This window comes from Martelella sp. AMO21009 (assembly GCF_053484295.1).
This window is the reverse complement of record NZ_JBAKFR010000012.1, coordinates 84,582-103,240: the sequence shown is the minus strand read 5'-3', so window position 1 is coordinate 103,240 and position 18,659 is coordinate 84,582. Positions and strand designations below refer to the sequence as shown.

The following is an 18,659-nucleotide window of genomic DNA, read 5'->3' as shown; positions in this document are numbered from 1 at the left end:
GCGGCTTTTCCCGCGTGATCCTGACTGTGTTTACTTGCCCTCGTCCGTGGTCCGGTCGGAGCCGATAAGCGCCTCGACGGTGTAGACGAGGATCGCCATGCCGATGGCGCCAGCCGCGGCCACGCCCAAGAGGACGATAACGTCTATCGGCCCGCCCATGTCGGACAGGCGCGAATGGGTCATGACCATGAGAAACCAGACCGCGGCCACCGCGCCAACCGGCATGGAAAGCTGCGCCAGCAGGAATTTTTTCCAGCTGACCGAACGATCGCGAACGAGAACGTAGAAATAGGCCAGCGTCACGATCGCCGCAGCGGCAACCATGGCCCAGAACACGCTCCGGCCGAAAATTTCCTCGAGAACGGCGATCAGTGTCGAAAGTGTCATGTCTTTCATGTCCGGTCCTCCTCAGGCCTGGCCGCGCAACATTGCATTGTAAGTCGCCTTCAGCGCAACCTCTTTCATCAGCCAGCTTATCCAGAGTTCCTCCAGCGGGGCGATGATGCCCGGAAAGGAGGGAACCAGGTTGTTGCGGTAGTCGAACTCGACCAGCATTGCCCGGCCGATCCGGGTAATCAGCGGGCACGAGGTATAGCCGTTATAGCTCGCGGTGCCCTCGCGGCCATCGATGGCGGCGACGAGGTGATCCTCGACCACCGGGACCTGCCATTTCACGCTTGCCGCGGTCTTTCCTTTCGGCACGCCCGCCACGTCGCCAAGCGCAAAGATTTCGGAGTAGCGCAGATGGCGCAGAGTGTGCATGTCGACTTCGACCCAACCCTGATCGGTCCATTTGTCGGACCAGGACAGACCCGACTGGCGAATGAAGTCCGGCGCGCGCTGCGGCGGGATGACGTGGATATAGTCGTAGTCGATCTCCTCCTTGCCGTCGCCGGTGGCGAAGGTGGCTCGCTTCGCGCCGGCGTCCACCGCCGTCAGCGTGCGCTGCAGAATCGTGTTGATACCGCGGTCCTCGAAAAGCATCCGCACTTTCTCGGCCACGATCGGCACGCCGAAGAGGGAGGATTGCGGCGCGGTGTAGATCATGTTCATCTTGCCGGTATTGCCCGCCCGGCGGGCGATATCGTCGATCAGAAAGGTGTGCTTGAGCGGCGCGCCGGCGCATTTCATTTCGGTCGCGGGGCGAGTGAATATTCCGATGCCGCCGTCCTCGGTGAACTTCTGCGCCGCCTGCCAGGTGCGTGCAGCCTGTTCCGGTCCGCCATAAAGCCCGCCGATGCCGTTCTGGCCGATCATGTCTACGGAAAAGCCTTCGATCGCGCCGTAATCCAGAACCAGACCGGGGGCGAGCACCAGCCAGTCATAGTCGATGGTCCGTCCGCTTTCCGTCGAGACCGTCCTGGTCTCGGCATCCACGGCGGCGACCTTTTCCCTGATCCAGTCTATTCCATCGGGCAGCCAGCGGCTTTCGTCCGAAGTGACGTAAGAGGCCGGCTTCAGCCCGGTGGCCACAAGCGAGAGGCCGGGCTGATAGAGATGCGTGGTGCGCGGATCGATGATCGTGATCCGCGCGCCATCGAGCCGTTCGCTCAGCCGGTTGGCGAGCGCCGTCCCGGCGGCCCCGGCCCCGACGATAACGATGCTGGCCGAGGTCGACACCTGCGCCCGGGCTGGCTTTGCCTCGGTCATGGGCAGCGCGGCCGCAGCGCCGCCGAGGGCCGCCAGACCGAGGAATTCTCTGCGTTTCATCCGATCTCTCCTCCTCATCAGATAACCACCGTGGCCGGAACGGCGGTCCAGGCCCTTGATGCGATCGTTCGCCCCATGGAACCCGAACCTAGCGGGCGAACGACCCTCGCATATGCGCAAGGGTGGCCTGCTGTCCGGTTCTGCCGCATGGTGCGAAACAGACCATCTTCGGTATCCAATCTACATTGAAGTCAGCGGACCAAAATTGACCGTGATCAAGGAACGATGGGTCGCATCGAGTCTTTCCCCATAGCGGCGGGATCACCGGAAGCTTGCGTCGTTACGTTGGAGGTTGCATGAACCTTATCTATCGACATTCATCTGGACGCGCGGTCTCATGACGAACTTCCTCCTGGCGATATTCGTGTTTCTGCTGGCGCATGTGGTGCCGCCGGCGCCGCCGGTCCGCGGCAGGCTGATCGCGCTCCTCGGGCGCCGGGTCTATCTCTTTGCCTATTCCTTTCTCTCGACCGTCCTGCTCGGCTGGATCATCGTGGCGGCACGGCGGGCGCCGATGGTTTTCATCTGGTATCCCGCACCCTGGCAGGCGCTGGTGCCGCTGGCGGCCATGCCGATCGCCTTCTTTCTGCTTGCCGGCGGACTTGCGGCGGATAATCCTGCGTCCGTGACCTTGCGCCCCCGCAACGGTCGCCAGAGCGCGATTGTCGCGATCACGCGTCACCCCGTCCTCTGGGGTTTCCTGATCTGGGCGCTGGCGCATGTCCCGCCCAATGGCGACGTCGTATCGTTGATCCTGTTCGGCGCCATGACGCTGCTGGCGCTTTTGGGCATGGCCGTGCTGGACCGGCGGGCGCGACGGCGGCTGGGCGAGGCGGAATGGCTGGCGCTCAAGGCGCGGACCTCGGTTCTGCCGCTCGCGGCGATCATTGCGGGGCGGGCGCACTTCAGACCGGATCGGGCCTTTCTTCTTTGGACAGCGACGGGCTTCGCGCTCTACCTCTGGTTCCTGCTTCAGGGGCACCGGCTCTTGATCGGCGTCGACCCGTTGGCCTGGTTCTGACGGCCGGCGTCGAACTCCCGCACATTCCCTACTGGGGCTCTCTGATATCGTCGCGGAAAACTGGCTCGGCATTTCCGGTCCGGCCGGGATCGACGCCGGCGCCGATATCATCTTCACCATGCTGAACGGCTCCAGGCAGGAGGGTTCACACGGTGAAATCCGGACCATCGGGGCCGTTCTACCTCCCCGACACCTTGTTCGAAATCCAGGTGGCGAATTCGTAGTTGGGGCGTTCGAGATGGGACAACGCGCCCGGTTTGGCGAACTTGCTCTGAAGGCCCTTCCAGACACGCTCGGTGCAGCCGCGATCTTCCTCGTTGACGTGATCGAGCAGGCCCTTCAGCGCCGCGAAGTGCTCCTCCGCCTTCGGGTCGTTCATATAGTCCGGAGACAGGCCGCCGCCATAGAGGATCTTCACGCCGCCCGGACCATCGGGCAGAAGCGACAGATACCAGAAATAACCGGGCGTCAGCGTGATCATCAGCGACGGGTAGATCGCAAGCAGCCAGGTGCGGCGGCGCTGGTCGCCCTGAAGCACCGTGTTGGAAGGATGCGCCAGCGCCAGCGGCACGGAGTCATCCTTGAGAATGTGATGGTAGTTGAAGCCGGGAAACCCTTCCGGGCAGACCATGTCCTGGAGCTTCGACGCGCCGCCGATCGTGCCGGCGTGGCACATCGGCAGATGGTAGCTCTCCATGAAATTCTCGGCGAGGATCTTCCAGTTGGTGTTCCAGCGATGCTCTTCGCTGAACGTCTGGACATAGTCGCCCATGTTCAGATAGCCGACCAGCGTTTCGACGTCGGAAAGCGTTTCCGCGACGGGCGGCAGGTCGGGGTCGAGCGTGACCATGATCCAGCCCAGCCACTCTTCGCAGCGGATCGCCGGCAGGTGGACGTCCTTCTTGCAGAAGCTGCCGTTCTTCTCCATCGCCGGCGCGCCGCGCAGGCTGCCATCGAGCGAATAGGTCCAGGCGTGATAGGGACAGGTGATCGTGCGGACATTGCCGCGGCCTTCCAGCAGCACCGACATGCGGTGGCGGCAGACGTTCGAGAGCGCCCGCAATTCGCCTTCCCGGTCGCGCAGGACGATGATCGGTTCGCCCGCGATCTCGATCGTCATGTAGTCGCCGGGCTTTTTCAGGGCATCGGCCCGTCCGGCGCAAAGCCAGCTTTTGGAGAAGATCTCGGACTGCTCGAGTGCTAGAAAATCCTCGCTGGTATAGGCCGAAACTGGCATCGCCTGGGCGTTTTCGAACGGGGTTGCCACATTCTCGGCAAGCTCGCGCACCGCGTCCATATGCTTCGTCATTCCACTCTCCTTTTCGCGACGCCCGGTCTTCATGCTGCGTCGCGGCTTCCGACGCGGCTCTGCCCAAGGCATATTAACCGCAGAATGGCGCGCGGCGGGCAACAGAGAAAGAAAGAAATCGCTTAGTTGCAATTAAGCAAAGGCGAAGCCGTCAGCGAAAGACCCAGTCGCGGATCAGGGCGTGGTAGCGCGCGAGTTGGTCAATGGCGATCGATTCATCCGGCTGGTGACCGTCCGTCATCGTGCCCGGACCGCAGACGATGGTCGGGATGCCGCGTTCGGCAAAATAGCCGGCCTCGGTCCCGAACGCGACGGTCGCCGGCGTCGGATCGGGCAGAGCGCCGGAAAACCGCTCCACCATGGGGTGGTCCGCAGCGGCCGAGAGACCGGGATACTGTCCGGTACAGGTGATCCGCGCTCCCTCGGGAAGCACGATGCGCGAGAAAATGGCCTCCGGCGTTTCGCTCGCCAGATGGCGGATTTCGAACAGAACCTCGGCGTGATCCGGCACGATGTTGAGCGCCACGCCGCCACGGGCAACGCCGGCATGGACGGTGGAAAAAGGCGGGTCGAAGGCCTCATCGTGCGCCCCCTGCCCCGCCAGTGTGTCCTGAAGGCGTCTCAGCGCGAGGATGAATTCGGCGGCCCCGTGAAGCGCATTGGTGAAATAGGGCGCCATCGCGGAGTGGCCCGGCGTGCCGGCGAATTCGGCGCGGTAGCTGGCCTTGCCCTTGTGCCCCAACACGGGACGCATCAGGGTCGGCTCTCCGACGATACAGATATCCGGCCGGCCCAGCACCGGCACAACCCTGTCGATCATCTCCGGAATGCCGCGACAGCCGAGCTCCTCATCCCAGCTTAGGCAGATCAGAACGGGTCTTGGCGGCGGCGTTTCCCGCAGTGTTTCGGCCAGCGCCAGCACGCAGGCGATGAAGCCCTTCATGTCGGTCGTCCCGCGGCCGATATAGCGTCTCGCGCGCTCGGTGAGCCGGAACGGTTCTTCCGTCCAGTTCTGCCCGTCGACCGGAACGACATCCGTATGGGCGGAAAACAGCGTGCCGCCATCGCCATCGCCGAAGCGGGCGAGCAGGCCGGCCTTGGTCCCGTCCCGCGCGGGGATGACGGTCACGGCAAATCCTGCAATATCCAGTTGGTCCTTCACCCAGGCAATCAGGTCGATATTGGGCGTGCCGGCGATCGTCGGGAAGGCGACGAGCTGTTCGAGCAGCGGCTTTATTCTGTCCGGCATGGCGGGTTTCTCTGACTGTGACGTACGCGGTCTAGCTTCCGGCGAAATGGAAGGTGTCGTCGTTCTGGATGAAATTCTTGGCGTGTTCGATGAAGGTCGAAACGGTGCGGGCGTTTGCCGCCCCCTCCGACATCAGCAGCCCCATATTGAGCGGCCGCACCGATCCCGACAGCGGCACGAAACGAAGCTTCTGGCCGTCGGGCGCGAGATTGGACAAGGGGCGGATATTGGCGACCGAATATCCGAAATTATTGGCCACCAGCGAGCGCATTACCGCCATATCCCGGGTCCGCTCCGCGATTTCCGGACGGATGCCCAGCGACGAGAAGATCGATAGGAAATAATCGGTGCTCATCGGCAGATCGAGCAGGATCATCGGATAGCGCGCAAGGTCCATCGGCGAGACATAGGGGCGCTCGGCCAGGGGGTGGGCCTCGCTGAACAGCGCGAAAGGCGGCAGCTCGACCAGCGGCACGAAGTTCAGATCCGCCGGAATGTTGAGATCGTAGGTGAGCGCGATATCGAGCCTTGCGGCGCGCAATTCGTTGAAAAGCTCGGACTGGTCCCGCTCGAACTGGCTGAACGCGACCTCGGGGAACAGATCGACAAAGCTGCGGCGCAGGCGCGGCAGCACGATCTGCGCAAAGGTGAGGAGACAGCCGACCCTGAGATTGCCGCGCACCGTTCCTGCCACATCGGCCGCCAGCTGGTTGAGCGCATTGGCCTTTTCCAGCGTCTCGCGCGCGGCGTTGAGGAAAAGTTCGCCGGTCTGCGACAGGGACAGGCCATGGGCATGGCGGCGCACGAACAGCTTGAGGCCGAACTCCGCCTCAAGCTGGGCGATGGCGGCGGAGATGGAGGGCGAGGAAACATTGATCTTCTGCGCGGCATGCGCAATCGAGCCGCAGTCACAGACCGCGACGAAATATTCCAGCTGTCTGAAGGTGATACGAAGCGGCACCCTGTTCCTCTATCCTTCAAAAGCACCAGGCCTGTCAGCCGATGATCCAGTATAAGGTGCTTTTGCCGGGGAGCAATCGAGCATGGGACGGCCGACCGGGTTCCGTCATTCGTCGCCCGGCACGCCGTAGGAGGGCGCGGCCTCGGGGTTGAGGGCGCGGGTGACATAGTCGTCCGCCTGGGGCTTGTAGATTTCAAGGGCGCGGGCCAGGGCCGCGATCGGGCAATCCGCGTCCAGCCAGTCGATGCGCAGCTCGATATAGGGCCAGCTCTGCCGGTCGACGACCAGAAGGCCGGCGGAGTGGACGGGACCCGCCTCACCGCCCGCGGCAAGGCCCGCCTGCATCGCCGCGACCAGCCGGTCGGCAAGCGTGCCGGCGGCCGTTTCGAAGGCGGAAACCATCGCCGCGGGCACCTGGTCATTGGCCAGCAGATTGCCGCCGGCCGCGCAATCGGTTCCGGCCGCGCTGGTCCAGATCCCGAGCGCCTTCGGACCCGAATGGATGGCGCTTTCGCCCTTGCCGTCGATCGCCAGAAGCTGCCGGTAGGCCGGAAAGCCGTCGGCATCGCGGGCGGAAGCCACGGCCTCTTGCGCGCCAGCGCCTTTCTTCATTGCGGCAAGCATCAGCGGGCCGAGCGCCGGGTTGGTGACGTTCTGGGTCGAGACCGCGCCGACGCCGGCCTCGGCGAACATGCAGCGCGCGGCAACCGCCGGGGAGGACGAGGCGATGGCGACGCCGAACTGTCCGGTGTCGCGACAACGGGCAACGATTGAAAAGGTCATGTCCGGGCCTTTGTTGGTTCGGTCGGGGTTGGTTCAGTCGGGGATGACGGCGGTGCCGTCGATTTCGACGAGCCATTCCGGCCGCGCGAGACAGGTCACGACCACGCCGGTCGAGACCGGATGCACGTCCTTGATATATTCGCCCATGGTGCGGTAGACGGCTTCGCGATGGCGCACATCGGTGAGATAGACGACGACCTTGCACAAATGCTCCATCGAGCCGCCGGCCTCCTCGATCAGCTGTTTGATATTCTGCATGACCTTGTGGGTCTGCTCGACCGGATCATGGCTTGCGATGTTTTCGGCGGTGTCGAGGTCCTGCGGGCACTGGCCGCGCAGAAACACGGTCCTGCCGCGCGCGACCACGGCCTGGCACAGGTCGTTGTCGAGCTTCTGCTCGGGATAGGTGTCCCTGGTGTTGAACTTGCGGATGCGCGTATGTGCCATGTGGCTCCCCTTTTGTGTTAGCGTCTGAGATCGGGCCCGATGCGGCAACGCGGCCTATTCCGCCGCTGATCGCAAGCCATCCGAAGGCGCTTGATAATCGCGGTATTTCTGCTGGATCAGGATGTGATCGGCAACATATTTCGCATCGTGCCAGACGCCCCAGATGAAGCTCGACCCGCGCCCGGACAGCCAGGGCAGTCCGAGGAAATAGAGGCCCGGCTCGCCGGACACGCCGCGCTGGTGAACCGGTTGGCCGCGCTCGTCGCATATGTCGAGTTTCAGCCAGCTGTAGTCGGAGCGAAATCCGGTCGCCCAGATGACCGTCGTGATCCCGGCCTCTTCGAGATCGAGTTCGGAAACGGGATTGGCGATGCAGTCGGGCGTCGGGCCGAAGATGCGCGCCTCGGGTTCTTCCGGCAGGTCGAGGCCGTTGCGCGCGATATAGGCGTCGGCCTCGTCGAGCAGCGACAGGTAGTAGGCATCGCCGCCGGCGATGTTGTCGGCAAGGTCATGGGCGAAGCTGAGGACGCCGTTCTCGAAACGCTCGGTGCGGCCGACCAGCGTCATGCCGTTCTCCGCCAGCCTGCGGAAATCGATGGTCTCTCCGCCGCGCGCGCCGCTGACGGCGATGGTCACATGTTCCGTGCCGGGCGCCTGCGCCTGCAGGTTCCATTTGCCAAGAACGCCCAGCCACCAGACGAAATCCCGGCCGCGATAGGCGCGCGGCGGCCGGTCATGCGGGCCGACGGACAGATAAACCTTGCGCCCGCTGCGGGAAAGTTCATCGGCAATCTGGACGCCGGACGATCCCGCGCCGACAACCAGGACGTTGCCGGCCTGCAGTTGCGCGGGATTGCGGTAGGCGGACGAGTGCATCTGATTGACCGAAGCCGTTTCCGGAATGATCGGCGGCATGGCGGGTTGCTGAAACGGGCCGGTGGCCACGACCACGTTCAGGGCTTCGAAGTCGCCCTTGTCGGTCTTCACCAGAAAGCCGCGTTCGTGGTCCTTGCGTTCGACGGAAAGAACCTCGACCCCGCAGCGGACCGGCGCATTGATCTTCTCGGCATAGGCGACGAAATAATCGGCAACGGCATCCTTGTGCACAAAGCTATCCGGGTCGGCGCTCTCGAATTCCAGGTTCGGGAAACGGTCGTGCCAGGCCGGACCATTTGCAACGAGCGAATCCCAGCGCGCCGTTCTCCAGCGTTCGGCAATCCGGCTCCGCTCGAGCACGACATGCCGCGTGCCGTTGTTGCCCAGATGCTCGCTCGCAGCGATCCCGGCCTGACCCGCGCCGACCACGATCGTGTCAAATCTCTCCAAAGCCATACGCACTTCACCCCATCTTCGCGACGCGCGCGAACCATCACCGGTCCTCTTTCTGCGCAGCAAAAACCTAGGGGCATTGCCTGGCAAACAAAAATAGCAAATCCGATAGCGCTGATTAGGAGAGACCTAACCGGACGCAGAGGGGCAACCTCGTTCAGTGTGCCGTTGACAAGGCCCTCGGTCGGGTTTTCGACAGCATCGATTACGCCTGTCTGCATTGCGGTATAGACCTCGCCCCAGGCGAGCGGCGTCGGATGGGCGACGACACTCTTGAATGCACTGATATAAACCGGAACCTCCGGCACCCGGATGCGCACGCCTTTCAGATCCGCAGGCTCAAGCTCCGCCGGGTCTCGGGTCGCGTTGACGCGGAAGCCGGCATTGCCGTAGCCGAGTACCTGGATGTCGAGGTTCTTGCGCAGGCTCTCGGCGACCTTTTCGCCGCCCTCGCCATCGAAGAAATGCCGCGAAATGCTCGTTGCCCGAAAACAGGAACGGCAGGCTGACAAAGCCGTATTCGGGTCGCCAGTTGCCGAGCGTGCCCATGTCCGACCAGACGAAATCGACAGTGCCGAGTTGAACCGCTTCCGCGCCCTGGCGTAGAGCGGCGATCTGCCCGGACGGGAACACTTCGACGCCGGGGGCTGTCTATATTCCGATCCATGGCCGCGACATTGCAAGCCACAGACTGAGGTGCTGTCGCCGCAGGGACAGCACGCTCGACACAGCAGTGACGCGTGCTGAAGAATGTATCCGCAAAGTGATTTCCAAGATCGAGACGCCGCTCGCGGATTCTCACACGGGCAAGACTGCCGAATGACACTCAATGGCAACTACGGAATCAGGAGCCTCTCAGATTATCACAACTGGTGAACTTGATCACGCGTTCGCGTTCTCTGTCGCTGGCCCCGGGTGGTGGCAGGCGAAACTGTGCTGAGGGTCCCCGCTCGGATCCGTACGCAGCGCCGGGACCTCGTTCGCGCATATCGCGGTCGCCCGGGGGCAACGGGTGCGGAAAACGCAGCCTGACGGCGGATTGAGCGGGCTCGGCAGATCACCTTCGAGCGGCACTGCCTTCTTGTTGCGTTCAATCTCGGGGTCGGGGATCGGCACGGCGGAAAGCAGGGCCTGCGTATAGGGATGCTGCGGCGAGGCGTACAACACGTCGCTCGGCGCCACTTCCATCACCCGCCCGAGATAGAGCACCATGATCCGCGTCGAGATATGTTTCACCACAGACAGGTCGTGGGCGATGAACATCAGCGCGAGGCCCAGCTCGCGCTGCAACTCCATCAACAGGTTGATGACCTGCGCCTGGATCGACACGTCAAGCGCGGAGACCGGTTCATCGCAGATGATCAGTTTCGGGCGCACGATCAAAGCGCGGGCGATGCCGATACGCTGGCACTGGCCGCCGGAGAACTCATGCGGATACCGGTTGATCTGGTTCGGCAGAAGCCCGACCCGGCTCATCATCTCCTGCACCCGTTCGCGGACCTCTTCCTTTGCCATGCCCTTCTGGTGGGTGATGAGCGGTTCGGCGATGATATCGCCGACCTTCATGCGGGGGTTGAGGCTTGCCAGAGGATCCTGAAAGATCATCTGGATATCGCTGCGATATTTCAGCATTTCGCGCGCGGACAGGTCCAGCAGGTTCGTCCGGCCGTTCCACAGCGCCTGGCCTGTTGCCGGCACCATGCGGATGATGGCGCGCGCCAGCGTCGACTTGCCGCAACCGGATTCGCCGACAATGCCCAATGTCTCGCCCGGACGAAGCTCGAAGCTGACGCCGTTGACGGCATGCAGGGATAAAGGCTTGTGCCAGGGCATGCTGCCCCTGCGGTGAATATCGAAGGTGACGCGGACATCGTCCGCTTTCAGCAGAACATCATCCGTCATTGGACATCTCCCTTGGCTTCGATATCGCCGCCGGTCACCTCGGCGATCGGCCGGTTGCAGGCGCGCAATCTGCCAGGGGCGAACTCGGTCAGCGGGTCGAGATGGTCCAGACAGTCCTCTCCGGCAAAATCACAGCGCGGCGCGAACGGACAGCCTTGTTGAAGGCGCGCCATGTTGGGCGGGTTGCCCGGAATGGAACGGAGCACATCGTCGTTGCGGTCGACGCGCGGGATGGAGCCGATAAGCCCGCGCGTATAGGGGTGGGTCGCATTTTTGAACAACGCGTCCACCGGCCCCTTTTCCATAACCTGTCCGCCATACATCACCATCGCCCGTTCGGCCGCGCCGGCAACCACGCCGAGATCATGGGTGATCAGGATCAGCGCCATGCCGAAATCGCGCTGAAGGTCGGAAAGCAGCCGCATGATCTGCGCCTGAACGGTGACGTCGAGCGCGGTCGTCGGCTCGTCGGCAATCAGCACTTCGGGGCGACAGAGCAGCGCCATGGCGATCATTACGCGCTGACGCATGCCGCCGGAAAACTCATGAGGAAAGAGATTAACGCGCGATTTCGCATCGGGAATGCGCACGGCATCCAGCATGCGCACGCTTTCGGCGATCGCGGCGCGTTTCGACATGCCCTTGTGAAGCTGCAGCACTTCCGCCATCTGCTCGGAAACCCGCATATAGGGGTTCAGCGAGGTCATGGGGTCCTGGAAGATGATCGCCATGCGGTTGGCGCGGATGGGGTTGATGACCTTCGGCGGGGCGTTGAGGATTTCGGTTCCGTCGAACTTGACCGAGCCGGTGGCCTCGCCGTTTGCGGCCAGAAGACCCATCATCGCGAACACCGTCTGGCTCTTGCCCGATCCGCTCTCGCCGACGATCGCCAGCGTCTCGCCGCGATCAAGCGAGAAGTCGACGCCGCGCACGGCGAAGACGGGGCCGGAATTGGTCGTGAACCGGATATCCAGATTGGAAACGTCGAGAAGCGCCATGTCAGCGATCCTTCGGGTCTAGCGCATCGCGCAGGCCGTCGCCCAGAAAGAAGAACGAAAACAGCGTGACGATGAAGAAGAAGAGCGGGAAGATGAGCTGCCAGAGCGTGCCGTAATTCATCGTCGCAGCGCCTTGGGAAATCAGCGCCCCGAGACTGGTCAGCGGCTCCTGGACGCCGAGCCCGAGGAAGGAGATAAAGCTCTCCGACAGGATCATGCCCGGCACCAGCAATGTCGCATAGACGATGACGACGCCCAGCAGATTGGGCACGACGTGGCGGCGGATGATGGTGCTGGAGGCAACGCCCGTCGCCCGTGCGGCCTCGACATATTCGCGGCCCTTCAGTGACAATGTCTGGCCGCGGACGATGCGGCTCATGTCGAGCCAGGATAAAAGCCCGATGCCGACAAACAGCAGCACGATCGACCGGCCGAACATGACCAGCAGCAGGATCAGCACGAACATGTAGGGAATGGCGAGCAGGATATCGACGGTGCGCATCATCACGTTGTCGATCCGGCCGCCGAGAAATCCCGAGGCCGCGCCATAGATCGTGCCGACGATCACCGCGATCGACGCGCCGATGAGGCCGACGGCCAGGGAGATTTGTGTGCCAAGCACCGTTCGGGCAAAAAGATCACGGCCGAGATCGTCCGTGCCGAAATAGTGCCCGTTGGCAAAGGAAGGCGCGCCTTCGCGCACGATGTCGCCCATCACCATGAAGTCGATCTCGTCGATCGACCAGCGGGCGATGAATGGACCGAAGACGGCAAAGGCTATCACGAAGATCAGCAGACAGAGCCCGATAACGGCCTGCCGGTTCTTGAAGAACCGCACGCGGGCGTCCGCCCAGGGAGAACGCCCTTTCTCCGCCTCATCGGCCATCGCCTCGGACAGGCTTTGAATCTTCTCTCTTTCAATCAGCATGGCTCAATACCTGATTTTCGGGTCGATCCAGGCGTAAAGGATATCGACAAAAAGATTGAAGGCGATGGTCAGCGCGCCAAGCAGAATGGTGATCCCCATCATCACGGCGTAATCGCGGTTAAGCGCGGATTCGACGAAGAACTTGCCGATGCCGCCGGTCGAGAAATACATGTCGATCACCACCGAACCGGTGATCATGCCGACAAAGGCGGGTCCGAGATAGGAAATGACCGGCAGCAGAGACGGTTTCAGCGCATGTTTCATCACCACCCGGCGCATCGGAAGCCCCTTGGCCTTCGCCGTGCGAATGTGGTTGGAATTCAGCACTTCCAGCATGGATGAACGGGTAATGCGGGCCAGCGACGCCATATAGGATGTCGAAAGGGCGATCACCGGCATCACCATATAGGCCGGGTGACCGAGACCTTCCCAGCCGCCGCCCGGCAGCCAGCGCAGCCACAGCGTGCAGATCAGCACGAGGATCGGCGCCATGACGAAATTCGGCAGGACCTGTGCCCCAACCGAAATGCCGACGGCCAGGCTGTCCAGCCAGCTATTGTGCCTGACGGCGGCAACCACGCCCAGCGTCACCCCGACAAGCACAGCCACGATCGCCGACAGCAATCCATAGGTCAGCGTTACGGGAAAGCCCTGCGCGATGATCGAATTCACCGTCTGGTCCGGATAGACGAATGACGGGCCGAAATCGAACCGGGAAACGATGCCCCAGACATAATCGACTAGCTGTTGCCACAGCGGCTGGTCGAGTCCGTATTTGGCGTTGATATTCGCGAGCACCTGCGGCGGCAGGGCGCGCTCGGAGGAGAACGGTCCGCCCGGAGCGGCGTGCATCAGAAAGAAAGAGAAGACAATCAGCAACAGGATTGTCGGGATCGCCACAAACAGGCGCTTGATGATGTAACCGGTCATGATCGGTCTGGCTCGGCCTTTTGATCCGGTCTACCGCCCGCAAACATCTTGATATCAAGGCGCGCGCGGATCCGGGCGAAACGGATGTTGCAGCTTCGCGGGCGGCTAGGTGCGCCGCCCGCGAAGCCGGTTTCAGACCTTAGTCGGCAACGCGATAGAGGTCTTTCGCGTACCAGTTCTGCAACACGTTCTCGACCGGAAGCCCCTTCAGATCAGCCGGGACCATGACCGGCGTCGAATAGAAGTAGATCGGCGCCAGCGGCATCTGCTCGGCCAGAATCTGCTCCGCCTTGTCGTAATCGGTTGACGGGTCTTCCGCCGTCAGCGATGCCTTCATCGCGGCATCGTAGTCGGGATCGGAGAACCCGCCATAATTCATGCCGCCGGTGCGGAAATAATCGAGATAGGTGGAGGCTTCGTCATAGTCGCCGCACCATGCGTAGCGGCCGATATCGAAATTGTAGTTCTTGAGGTTGTCGAGATAGACCTTCCACTCGGTGTTGTTGAGCGTGACGTTGACGCCGATGGCCTTCCAGAACTGCTGGGCGGCAATGGCGATCTTCTTGTGGTCGTCAGAGGTATTGTAGGAAAGTGTCAGCTCCAGCGGGTTGCTCTTGTCGTAGCCAGCTTCCTTGAGCAGCTCGACCGCTTTCGCATTGCGCTCTTCCTGCGACCACTGCGAATAGTCGGTGACCGGCGGCGTGAAATCGGCGGTGGCGTAATAAGTCCAGCTATAGGCGGGCTTCTCGCCGCTGCGGGTAATGTTGTTGACGATGATGTCGCGGTTCAGCGCATAGGAGAGCGCCTTGCGCACGCGTACATCCTTCAAGGCTTCCGGCCCCTTGTCGGAAACATTGAACAGATAGGCATAGGTGCACGAACGCGGCACGGCATGGGTCTGGTCGGGATATTCTTCCTTCAGGCGGGGAAACTGGCCGGACGGCAGTTCGATATAGTCCAGTTCACCGGCCAGATAGCGCGTCAAAGCCGCGTTCTTGTCGTTGATTGCCTGGAAGTGGATGCTGTCGATGACGGTATTGTCGTTGTCCCAGTAATTCTCGTTGCGCTCAAGCGTAAGGTCCTGACCGAGCTTGTCTTCAACGAGCTTGTAGGCGCCATTGCCGACCATATTGCCCGGCAGGGTCCACTGGTCGCCATATTCCTCGACCACCGCCTTGTTGACCGGGAAAGTCGAGGTGTGGGTCAGCATCTTGGTGAAATAGGGGATGGGGCTTTCAAGCGTGACTTCCAGAGTGTGGTCATCGACGGCCTTGACGCCGAGTTCGGACGGCTCCACCTCGCCTGCGATGATTTTCGAGGCGTTCTTCACATTCATCAGCTCTTCATACCAGGCATAGGTCGAACCGGTCGCCGGATCGGCAAGGCGTTGCCAGGCGTATACGAAGTCTTCTGCTGTCACCGGATCGCCGTTCGACCATTTTGCCTCGGGGCGAAGATGGAAGGTGTAGACCGTCTGATCCTCGGAAACCTCGTAATCGGTCGCAACGCCCGGCACAAGATTGCCGGCATTGTCCTGATTATAGAGACCTTCAAAGAGCTGGCGGGCGACATGCGAGCCTTCGACCGCGCTGTTGAGCTGCGGATCCTTGGTCTTGATCGCGTCGAGCAGCCAATAATTGAGGTTCTGGTTATCAGCCAGTTTTTCGTCCGGCTGCGGGTTTGCCGCCAGGGCAGGCGCGGCCATGACAAGCGCGAGGCAGGCGGAAAGCAGAAGTTTCTTTTTCATGCGGGTTGTCTCCCTGTTTGTGAAAAGTGCGACGCACTGAGGGGCTCAGAAATCGTATCGAGTTCAGACATAAGCCGACCCGACGTTTCAGGAAACAATAGGCTGCCTGTACCACACCACGCAAGCGAAACTGCGTTGCACAGGGTTTTGTATTTTCTTGGCAATTGTCAGAAATCGGTGAGAACGTGGGTAAAACACCGGCGACCTCCGCCAACTTGCCACACCTCCTCCCGGGACACGATCCGAACGAGCTTGCGGACCTATGGTGCGAAGACCTACGCCTGTCGGATCTTCAGGGGAATGCTCGACGACGGCAATTTCTGTTGATCTCGGACCGCTCCTGCTCCGACCCCGATCTGACTGTTGACAGATTGTATCGATGGCGTACTATTTGCTTGCATACTATATTCAGAGGAGGGAATTAGTGTGAGCTGGAGGGTGCTGTTCGGGCTGGGGGTTCTCGGTCTGACATTCACGGGCGTGGGCGCGGAAAGCGTCGCAGCCCAGACGGTTCTGCGTTTTGCTGATTACGGTCCGAACCGTGGGACGCGGGCGGAGACGGTGGAGTGGCTGTTTTCCGAGATCGAGGCCCGCACCGAGGGCCGGGTCATGATCGACCAGCATTGGGGCGGCGCGCTTCTCGGCGCCAGCAACGGCTTTGACGGGCTGCAGTCCGGCGTCGCCGACATCGTCACGATTACCGCGGTATATGCGCCCAAGGATCTCTTCGCCTACCGCGTCGGCGACCTGCCGATCACCGGCGAAAACGAGGTTGCGCAGACCATGGCGCTTTACGATCTCGCCACCACGAATGAGGCGATGAAAGCGCAGTTCGACAAGGCGGGCGTGGTCTATCTGGCGAATTACACCGTCGGGCCGATCCAGATGGTCTGCAACGGCGCCGATGTCCAGAGCTTCGACGATCTGGTCGGCAAGAAGGTCCGCTATACCGCTGAATACGGCAAAATCTTCGCGGATATGGGCGTGACCACCATCTCCCTGCCCACACCCGAGATCTATCAAGCGCTCAGCACTGGCCTTGTGGATTGCGCGCAGACCTATGCCTACACGACGCTGTCCTACAAACTCATTGAGGTCGCCGACCAGTTTCTGGTTTTCGATCTGGGGACGCTGGGCTCGAACGGCATCTTCATGAACAAGCGCTCCTTCGAGCGGCTGTCGCCCGAGGACCAGGAGATCGTGCTTCAGGCCGGCAAGGAGATGACCGAGCGCAATGCCACCGCCATCCGCGCCGCCAACCAGGAGGCCATCGCGGCCTTTCCGGACGGGATCGACGGCCGGACCCTGACCGTGGTCGAGATCAGCGACGAGGACCGTGCCCGGATCGAGGCGGCGAGCGCCCCCTATGTTCAGGCCTGGGTCGATGAATCCGCCGATTTCGGCTTCGATGGCAAGGCGGTGGTCGAGGAATACGAAACCCTCATCAAGTCCCATATGTAATGACCGCCGGACAAGCATCGCGGGGCAGGCTGGCCGACCGTGTTCTCGCACGGATCGAGGCGCTGTTCCTGTCTCTTTCGGTGATCGCGATGATCGTGATCACCGGGATCATCTGTTACGGCATTTTCGCGCGATCGCTGCATCTGCCGGGTCTGCCCGACGATGTCCTGATCGTCCGGCAACTCATGGTGGCCACTATTGCGGCGGCTCTCGGCCATGCCACGGCGACCCGCGGCCACATCGCCGTCGACCTGCTTTACCAGCACCTGCCCGCGCCCTTGCGCAAGGGCTGCAACCTGCTGGCGCTGGCAGTCGGGCTGGTGGCGTTCGGCCCGCTTTGTGCCTTTGCCTTTTCGACCTTCCGCGAAGCGCTGAGCAACGGCGATTACATGTATGGCAAGCTGAAGCTGCCGGAATGGCCGGCGGAGTTCGCCTTTTTCCTCGGGCTTTTCGCAATGAACCTGCGGCTGCTTCTGCTGCTGATTGGCGATCTTCTGCGGTCCGGCCCTTACGATGCCCCGCCAGGCGGGGCCGAGTGAGATGAGCGCCATCGTGATCGGGATCGCCGGGCTGGTCGTCACCTTCGTGCTCATTGCCCTGCGCACGCCCATCTCCTTCGCGCTGGCCGCCTGCGCCAGCGTGGGCACCTATCTCAACTTCGCCTTCATGGGCGGGAAGACACCCGATTTCGCCTATGCGGTCCGCCCCGCCATGACGCTGGCCAGCGGCGCGATCTACGAGCTCTTCCAGTCCTACGATCTTTCGGCGGTGCTGCTCTTCATCGCGCTCGGGCATGTCGCCTTTGCCGCCGGGGTGACGACCGACATCTACGCCGCTGCGCGGGTCTGGCTGTCGCGGGTGCCGGGCGGGCTCGCCATCGCCTCGATCTTGGGTTGCGGCGGCTTTGCGGCGATCTCGGGCTCCAGTGTCGCCTGTGCGGCTACCATGGGAAAGGTCGCCGTGCCCGAAATGTTGCGCTACGGCTATTCCGACCGGCTCGCCACCGGCGCGGTGGCCGCGGGCGGCACGCTGGGCGCGCTGATCCCGCCAAGCGTGCTTTTCATCCTCTTCGGCATCTTTGCCGAGCAATCCATTTCGAAGCTGTTCATCGCCGCCGTGATCCCCGGCCTGCTTTCGATGGCGGGTTATGCGCTGGTGGTCTTCGGCTGGGCGCTGCTGCGCCGTTCCGATGTGCCCGCCACCGCCGAACGCCATACGCTGATCGAGGGCCTCAGGGGGCTCGCCCGCGCCTGGATCGCAATTCTGATGTTCCTGATCATCATAGGCGGGATCTATGGCGGCATCTTCACCGCGACCGAGGCGGCTGCGGTCAGTTTCGCCACTGTAAGCCTGCTGGCTTTTGCCACCGGCCGCATCCGTCCGGAAGCTTTCCTCGCCGCGCTGCGCGAAGCCGCCTACCAGACCGCTGCGATCTTCCTCATAGCGGGCGCCGCCAAGATATTCGTCACCTTCGTTGCGCTGACCAATGTGGCGCCCTGGCTGGTGGCGCAGATCACGGCTTTCGATCCGGGACCCGGTACGCTCATTTTCGGCATTGTCTGCCTCTATATCGTGCTTGGCATGTTCCTCGATCCGCTGGGGATCATGCTTCTGACGCTGCCCTTCACCCTGCCGCTGATCGAGGGGCAGGGGATGAACGCCATCTGGTTCGCGGTGATCGTGGTGAAGCTGCTCGAGATGGGGTTGCTGACCCCTCCGGTGGGGCTCAATGTCTTTGTCATCCATTCCGTGACCGAACCGCGCGTTGCCATTTCCCGCATCTTCGGCGGGGTGCTGCCGTTCTTCGCCATGGATCTCGCCGTGTTGGGCCTGTTGGTGCTGTATCCGGCGCTGTCGCTCTGGCTGCCGGCGCAACTGAACTAG

18 protein-coding genes and 1 pseudogene are annotated in these 18,659 nt (G+C 62.2%); 4 read left to right on the top strand and 15 right to left on the bottom strand.

Translation table 11 applies throughout. From position 1 onward, the window contains the following. Window positions 1–30: 30 nt before the first annotated feature. Both V6766_RS14645 and V6766_RS14640 read right to left on the bottom strand, forming a co-directional pair. Window positions 31–396: a DUF5368 domain-containing protein gene (locus V6766_RS14645; protein ID WP_448467622.1), complete on the bottom strand. Its 366-nt coding sequence runs from the start codon at window positions 394–396 to the stop codon at window positions 31–33. Window positions 397–408: 12 nt separating this feature from the next. Next, entirely contained in the window at window positions 409–1,710 is a 1,302-nt protein-coding gene (locus V6766_RS14640) for an NAD(P)/FAD-dependent oxidoreductase (protein ID WP_448467620.1), read from the bottom strand. A gap of 337 nt (window positions 1,711–2,047) precedes the next feature. Between V6766_RS14640 and V6766_RS14635 the strand changes: the two genes are divergently transcribed. Continuing rightward, window positions 2,048–2,731 carry an NnrU family protein gene (locus tag V6766_RS14635; RefSeq protein ID WP_448467618.1) on the top strand — a complete coding sequence of 228 codons (684 nt, stop codon included), beginning with the start codon at window positions 2,048–2,050 and terminating at the stop codon, window positions 2,729–2,731. A 178-nt stretch (window positions 2,732–2,909) separates the two neighbouring features. Here V6766_RS14635 and V6766_RS14630 read toward each other — a convergent pair whose 3' ends face one another. From V6766_RS14630 to V6766_RS14570, 13 genes and pseudogenes are all read right to left on the bottom strand, one after another. Continuing rightward, entirely contained in the window at window positions 2,910–4,040 is a 1,131-nt protein-coding gene (locus V6766_RS14630; RefSeq protein ID WP_448467616.1) for an aromatic ring-hydroxylating oxygenase subunit alpha, read from the bottom strand. Between the two features lie 151 nt (window positions 4,041–4,191). Continuing rightward, window positions 4,192–5,289 (bottom strand): acetylornithine deacetylase, encoded by a 1,098-nt coding sequence (gene argE / locus V6766_RS14625; RefSeq protein ID WP_448467614.1) that lies wholly within the window; start codon window positions 5,287–5,289, stop codon window positions 4,192–4,194. 31 nt (window positions 5,290–5,320) lie between these two features. After that, complete coding sequence (locus V6766_RS14620; RefSeq protein ID WP_448425957.1) at window positions 5,321–6,250, bottom strand: LysR substrate-binding domain-containing protein; 930 nt, start codon at window positions 6,248–6,250, stop codon at window positions 5,321–5,323. A gap of 105 nt (window positions 6,251–6,355) precedes the next feature. Next, window positions 6,356–7,033 (bottom strand): DUF1028 domain-containing protein, encoded by a 678-nt coding sequence (locus tag V6766_RS14615; protein WP_448467612.1) that lies wholly within the window; start codon window positions 7,031–7,033, stop codon window positions 6,356–6,358. 33 nt (window positions 7,034–7,066) lie between these two features. Continuing rightward, window positions 7,067–7,480: a RidA family protein gene (locus V6766_RS14610; RefSeq protein WP_448467610.1), complete on the bottom strand. Its 414-nt coding sequence runs from the start codon at window positions 7,478–7,480 to the stop codon at window positions 7,067–7,069. Window positions 7,481–7,534: 54 nt separating this feature from the next. Next, on the bottom strand, window positions 7,535–8,812 hold the full coding sequence (locus tag V6766_RS14605; protein ID WP_448467608.1) for a flavin-containing monooxygenase: 1,278 nt from the start codon (window positions 8,810–8,812) through the stop codon (window positions 7,535–7,537). 200 nt (window positions 8,813–9,012) lie between these two features. Next, a pseudogene (gene dctP / locus V6766_RS14600) lies at window positions 9,013–9,243 on the bottom strand (TRAP transporter substrate-binding protein DctP); the annotation flags it as partial. Beyond that, window positions 9,149–9,442 (bottom strand): hypothetical protein, encoded by a 294-nt coding sequence (locus tag V6766_RS14595; protein WP_448467606.1) that lies wholly within the window; start codon window positions 9,440–9,442, stop codon window positions 9,149–9,151. The pseudogene dctP and the gene V6766_RS14595, both read right to left, overlap by 95 nt. 249 nt (window positions 9,443–9,691) lie before the next feature. Beyond that, window positions 9,692–10,711 carry an oligopeptide/dipeptide ABC transporter ATP-binding protein gene (locus V6766_RS14590; protein WP_448467604.1) on the bottom strand — a complete coding sequence of 340 codons (1,020 nt, stop codon included), beginning with the start codon at window positions 10,709–10,711 and terminating at the stop codon, window positions 9,692–9,694. Then, window positions 10,708–11,709, bottom strand: coding sequence for an oligopeptide/dipeptide ABC transporter ATP-binding protein (locus V6766_RS14585; RefSeq protein WP_448467602.1), 1,002 nt, complete (start codon window positions 11,707–11,709; stop codon window positions 10,708–10,710). Before V6766_RS14585 ends, V6766_RS14590 begins: the two co-directional genes overlap by 4 nt. A gap of 1 nt (window position 11,710) precedes the next feature. Then, window positions 11,711–12,637, bottom strand: a complete 927-nt coding sequence (locus V6766_RS14580) for an ABC transporter permease subunit (RefSeq protein ID WP_200337496.1) — start codon at window positions 12,635–12,637, stop codon at window positions 11,711–11,713. A gap of 3 nt (window positions 12,638–12,640) precedes the next feature. Beyond that, complete coding sequence (gene oppB / locus V6766_RS14575) at window positions 12,641–13,567, bottom strand: oligopeptide ABC transporter permease OppB (protein WP_448467600.1); 927 nt, start codon at window positions 13,565–13,567, stop codon at window positions 12,641–12,643. Between the two features lie 139 nt (window positions 13,568–13,706). Next, a complete protein-coding gene (locus V6766_RS14570; protein WP_448467598.1) occupies window positions 13,707–15,314 on the bottom strand; it encodes a peptide ABC transporter substrate-binding protein in 1,608 nt (535 codons plus the stop codon). Window positions 15,315–15,740: 426 nt separating this feature from the next. Here V6766_RS14570 and V6766_RS14565 point away from each other — a divergent pair, with 426 nt between their 5' ends. Genes V6766_RS14565 through V6766_RS14555 form a run of 3 tightly spaced genes read left to right on the top strand, consistent with a single transcriptional unit; the run spans window position 15,741 to window position 18,659 of the window. After that, the gene (locus V6766_RS14565; protein WP_448467596.1) at window positions 15,741–16,775 is read left to right on the top strand and encodes a C4-dicarboxylate TRAP transporter substrate-binding protein; all 1,035 of its coding nucleotides are present in this window, start codon (window positions 15,741–15,743) and stop codon (window positions 16,773–16,775) included. Further along, complete coding sequence (locus V6766_RS14560) at window positions 16,775–17,314, top strand: TRAP transporter small permease (RefSeq protein WP_448467594.1); 540 nt, start codon at window positions 16,775–16,777, stop codon at window positions 17,312–17,314. The genes V6766_RS14565 and V6766_RS14560 overlap by 1 nt, the downstream gene beginning before the upstream one ends. 1 nt (window position 17,315) lies before the next feature. Beyond that, window positions 17,316–18,659, top strand: coding sequence for a TRAP transporter large permease (locus V6766_RS14555; RefSeq protein WP_448467592.1), 1,344 nt, complete (start codon window positions 17,316–17,318; stop codon window positions 18,657–18,659).

Bases quoted from the DNA above. Each gene is read 5' to 3' on its own strand.
- V6766_RS14645 (WP_448467622.1), bottom strand. From the start codon at position 396: ATGAAAGACATGACACTTTCGACACTGATCGCCGTTCTCGAGGAAATT.
- V6766_RS14640 (WP_448467620.1), bottom strand. From the start codon at position 1,710: ATGAAACGCAGAGAATTCCTCGGTCTGGCGGCCCTCGGCGGCGCTGCG.
- V6766_RS14635 (WP_448467618.1), top strand. From the start codon at position 2,048: ATGACGAACTTCCTCCTGGCGATATTCGTGTTTCTGCTGGCGCATGTG.
- V6766_RS14630 (WP_448467616.1), bottom strand. From the start codon at position 4,040: ATGACGAAGCATATGGACGCGGTGCGCGAGCTTGCCGAGAATGTGGCA.
- argE (WP_448467614.1), bottom strand. From the start codon at position 5,289: ATGCCGGACAGAATAAAGCCGCTGCTCGAACAGCTCGTCGCCTTCCCG.
- V6766_RS14615 (WP_448467612.1), bottom strand. From the start codon at position 7,033: ATGACCTTTTCAATCGTTGCCCGTTGTCGCGACACCGGACAGTTCGGC.
- V6766_RS14610 (WP_448467610.1), bottom strand. From the start codon at position 7,480: ATGGCACATACGCGCATCCGCAAGTTCAACACCAGGGACACCTATCCC.
- V6766_RS14605 (WP_448467608.1), bottom strand. From the start codon at position 8,812: ATGGCTTTGGAGAGATTTGACACGATCGTGGTCGGCGCGGGTCAGGCC.
- V6766_RS14590 (WP_448467604.1), bottom strand. From the start codon at position 10,711: ATGACGGATGATGTTCTGCTGAAAGCGGACGATGTCCGCGTCACCTTC.
- V6766_RS14585 (WP_448467602.1), bottom strand. From the start codon at position 11,709: ATGGCGCTTCTCGACGTTTCCAATCTGGATATCCGGTTCACGACCAAT.
- V6766_RS14580 (WP_200337496.1), bottom strand. From the start codon at position 12,637: ATGCTGATTGAAAGAGAGAAGATTCAAAGCCTGTCCGAGGCGATGGCC.
- oppB (WP_448467600.1), bottom strand. From the start codon at position 13,567: ATGACCGGTTACATCATCAAGCGCCTGTTTGTGGCGATCCCGACAATC.
- V6766_RS14570 (WP_448467598.1), bottom strand. From the start codon at position 15,314: ATGAAAAAGAAACTTCTGCTTTCCGCCTGCCTCGCGCTTGTCATGGCC.
- V6766_RS14560 (WP_448467594.1), top strand. From the start codon at position 16,775: ATGACCGCCGGACAAGCATCGCGGGGCAGGCTGGCCGACCGTGTTCTC.
- V6766_RS14555 (WP_448467592.1), top strand. From the start codon at position 17,316: ATGAGCGCCATCGTGATCGGGATCGCCGGGCTGGTCGTCACCTTCGTG.